The sequence below is a fragment of the Fulvivirga aurantia genome (assembly GCF_009711475.1).
GTDB lineage: Bacteria > Bacteroidota > Bacteroidia > Cytophagales > Cyclobacteriaceae > Fulvivirga > Fulvivirga aurantia.
The window spans coordinates 1-3,501 of record NZ_SMMD01000516.1 but is presented as its reverse complement, the minus strand read 5'-3'; the positions used below and the strand labels follow the sequence as shown (position 1 = coordinate 3,501).

Genomic DNA, 3,501 nt, shown 5'->3' with positions numbered 1-3,501 from the left:
CAGGTTAAAAAACAAACAAAATGAAAAAGTTAGCAACAGTATTATTCGCAGTAATCGTGTCGTCAGGAGCAGCTTTGGCGCAAAGCAAAACGGTAGAAGAGTTTCACAATAAGTATAAAGATGATCGTGATGCTAAGGTGGTAAATCTAAATGGCCGACTATTTGATCTTTTCTCTTCTATTGCCTCGTGGGATGAGTCAGATGAAGAGGCTCAGGCTATAGCGCGTATAGCTGCCAACATCAAGTCTATGCAGATACTTTCTATCCCTCTATACAAAAGTGGGTTTAGCGATGAAGACATAGCAAAAATGCGCAAAGACCTGAGTAAAGAGAAGTACGAAGAGCTCATGACTGTGAGAGATGGTAGCGATAAAATCTATTTTATGACTCAGGGCGATGAGAAAACCATTAGAAACATGCTCGTACTTATACAGGAAGAGGAAGAGTTTGCGGTATTTAATATAAATGGTGTATTAGACACTAAAGACCTGTCTTACCTGGCAAAGAATCACGACAAGTGGCATTAAGAATTTAGGTATGTTTTTCGATTCATTTTGTATCTCCGGTACTTGTACTGGAGGTACTTTTTCCATTTTTAGCTATAACACACAATTCAGATGAAAAAAATATTAATTATCACCCTTCTTCTTGCTCCTGCAATAGCATTTAGTCAGAGTAAAACCACCAGACAACTGCAAGATAAATACGAAGATGCTTTTGGGTTGTTTTTTTACAACAACACACTCAATATGCTAAATCAAAATGATGATGAAGATTTTGCTGAGCTCATCAAAGACATCGACAAGATGAAATTTCTGAGAATAAGCAAAGCTGAAAATGACATTGGAAATGATGAGATCAGTGAGCTGATAGAAGATTACAAAGACGAAGACTTTGAAGATCTGATGAACATGCGCCATGAAGGTATGAACGTACAGGTTTACATCCAGGAAGATGATGGAGTGACAACTGGCTTGGTGTTTTTAATGACAGACGATGAGACTTTATCAATTCTCGATGTAAAAGGCAAAGTGCCTATGAATCAGCTGGCTTCGTTAATTTCGAAGGTCAAGAACATCGACTAATCATAGCTTATCTGTAAAAGCTGCCGTTTGTCATCACCTCACTGGCGGGTGTGATGTTTTTTTATAATTTCGTTAGAAATCATTTTTTATTTTGGATACAGTTCTTTCTATTAAAAACCTGACCAAGCACTATGGTCGCGTTAAAGCACTCAACAACCTTTCGCTTGATGTAGCCAGAGGCAATGTTTTTGGTATACTTGGGCCCAATGGTAGCGGTAAAACAACTACGCTTGGTATTTTGCTCGATGTAATAAACAAGACCAGTGGCGAATTCGCCTGGTTCGGTCAACCGCCATCTAAGGAAGTGCGCAAGCGCATCGGAGCTATTTTAGAGACACCGATATTCTATCCATATTTGTCGGCTACTAAAAACCTTCAGATTGTGGCAAAAATCAAAGGAGCCTCTGTTGAAAATATTGATCCCGTACTCAAAAGGGTAGAGCTTTACGAGAGGAGGCACGATAAGTTTAGAACCTATTCTTTAGGTATGAAACAGCGCCTTTCGATAGCATCAGCACTATTGTGTGACCCTGAAGTTATGATATTAGATGAGCCAACAAACGGTCTCGATCCACAGGGTATTGCAGAAATAAGAGAGCTGATCAAAGAGATAGCCAAAGATGGTAAGACAATCATATTGGCAAGTCACCTACTTGATGAGGTACAAAAGGTTTGCAGCCATTTTTGCGTACTGAAAAAAGGTAACCTGATCTATACAGGTAGTGTAGAAGATGTGAGTAAGGGAGCTGTTACGGTAGAAGTAAGCGCAGAGGATGATGATTTAAGCGAAATATTAGAAGCTTATGAGGGTAGCACCAAAGTAGAAAAAGATGGGGTACATCATCTTGTTTCATTAAAAGAGGGTAAAACAGCCACCGAGCTCAATGCTTACTTGTTTAGCAAAGGTATCACCGTATCACACCTCAACACCCAGAGAAAGAGTCTGGAAAAACAATTTTTAGAACTGCTAGCCGAATCTGACAATGCTTAAACTCCTACAAATAGATTTAGTCAAACTGAAAAACTATAGGGCCTTTTGGGTGCTCAATATTTTATACGGCTTACTAATTGTAAGCATTCCAATTACAGTTATGGAGTTTTTGAAGTGGCTAAAGCTTCAAGGGGCAGATTTTGATGGCTTTGATCCGTTGAAGATCCCTGTATTATACTTTCCGGATATTTGGCAGAACATAGCTTATGTCTACACATTCCTGAAAATCTTCTTAGCAATTGTAGTGGTAATATCGATATCTAACGAATATAGCTATAAAACTATCAGGCAAAATATTATTGATGGCATGAGCCGTATTGATTTCATAAAATCAAAGTTGGCTACCATTTTATTGCTATCGATTGGCTCTACGCTACTGGTTTTCATAACAGGAATGCTCACTGGTATCATCTACACGCCTAATGTCGAGTTTGCAGAGATGTTCACAGGTATTCAGTTTGTGTTTGCCTATTTCCTCGACTTGTTTACTTACCTGGTTTTGGCCTTTTTCTTAACCATTTTGCTCAAGCGATCAGCTTTAACTGTTTTTATTTTATTGCTTTTTACTCCGATTGAGTATGCGATTACAGCAAATTTGCCTGAGGCCCTTGAGTTTCTTATTCCATATTTTCCTTTGCACGCAATTAATAACCTAATAGCATTTCCTTTTAAAAAATACTGGTTCCAGGAGATTCAGGATTACATAGCCTGGGAGGCAGTGTTGGTTGTTGTTGCATACATTGTACTGTACGTTTATGCTATCAAAACCAAGCTCCAAAAGAGTGATTTATAGCTTTTTAGAAAGCGAGTTTGATAGAAATTTTTCCAGATCTTTTATGAAGCCTTTTCTTTCTGCTAGTTCGGAAAGGGAGGCTTCAAATGTTTTTACTTCACTGAGTTTAGGAAAACTCAATTTGGCATTTGCTACTGAGTAAGCGGCCATGAGCGTAAAATAATTGAAAGCCAAAATAATGTATTGAACACCATCTACAGGCACTTTTTTGAACCCGATTTTAGTAGCTGTTCTCTCATTAATAATATATGATGTTCCTTTAAGTGACTGATCAGTCATTATGCCTGTTTCATAGGCATTAATTAAGCTCAACAAGCCTCTCAAATACCCAAGAATGATGAACTTTTTACGCTCCTGACCATTCAGTGATTTATCAATCGTAAATACATAATCAAACAAGGTGCCTCCGTGTAATATGAGTTTGTTATTTCCGGACTTTTGAGTGATAAAAAGAGGAGAATGATAGACAAGTGTGCCTTTCAACTGACCCATAGGGGTATCTATAAAAGGAGCTAAAAATAAAATGTAAAGCAGCAATAAAAGACCCGCAATGAAAAATTTAAATACGAAAATTAACACCAGAATAGGTATTATAAAACAGAGAGAAATCCCTATAACCTTCCAGTAATATG

5 protein-coding genes are annotated in these 3,501 nt (G+C 37.8%); 4 read left to right on the top strand and 1 reads right to left on the bottom strand.

The genetic code is table 11. From position 1 onward, the window contains the following. Window positions 1-20: 20 nt before the first annotated feature. From E1176_RS03920 to E1176_RS03905, 4 genes are all read left to right on the top strand, one after another. Complete coding sequence (locus E1176_RS03920) at window positions 21-527, top strand: DUF4252 domain-containing protein (protein WP_155209266.1); 507 nt, start codon at window positions 21-23, stop codon at window positions 525-527. 90 nt (window positions 528-617) lie between these two features. Then, entirely contained in the window at window positions 618-1,085 is a 468-nt protein-coding gene (locus E1176_RS03915) for a DUF4252 domain-containing protein (protein ID WP_155209265.1), read from the top strand. A 91-nt stretch (window positions 1,086-1,176) separates the two neighbouring features. After that, window positions 1,177-2,076 (top strand): ABC transporter ATP-binding protein, encoded by a 900-nt coding sequence (locus tag E1176_RS03910; protein ID WP_155209264.1) that lies wholly within the window; start codon window positions 1,177-1,179, stop codon window positions 2,074-2,076. Then, window positions 2,069-2,869 carry an ABC transporter permease gene (locus tag E1176_RS03905; RefSeq protein WP_155209263.1) on the top strand — a complete coding sequence of 267 codons (801 nt, stop codon included), beginning with the start codon at window positions 2,069-2,071 and terminating at the stop codon, window positions 2,867-2,869. The genes E1176_RS03910 and E1176_RS03905 overlap by 8 nt, the downstream gene beginning before the upstream one ends. Here the strand turns inward: E1176_RS03905 and E1176_RS03900 are convergent. Further along, the coding region (locus E1176_RS03900) for a hypothetical protein (RefSeq protein WP_222933078.1) at window positions 2,864-3,501 on the bottom strand (638 nt) is incomplete at its 5' end. The two genes, E1176_RS03905 and E1176_RS03900, sit on opposite strands and share 6 nt — an antisense overlap.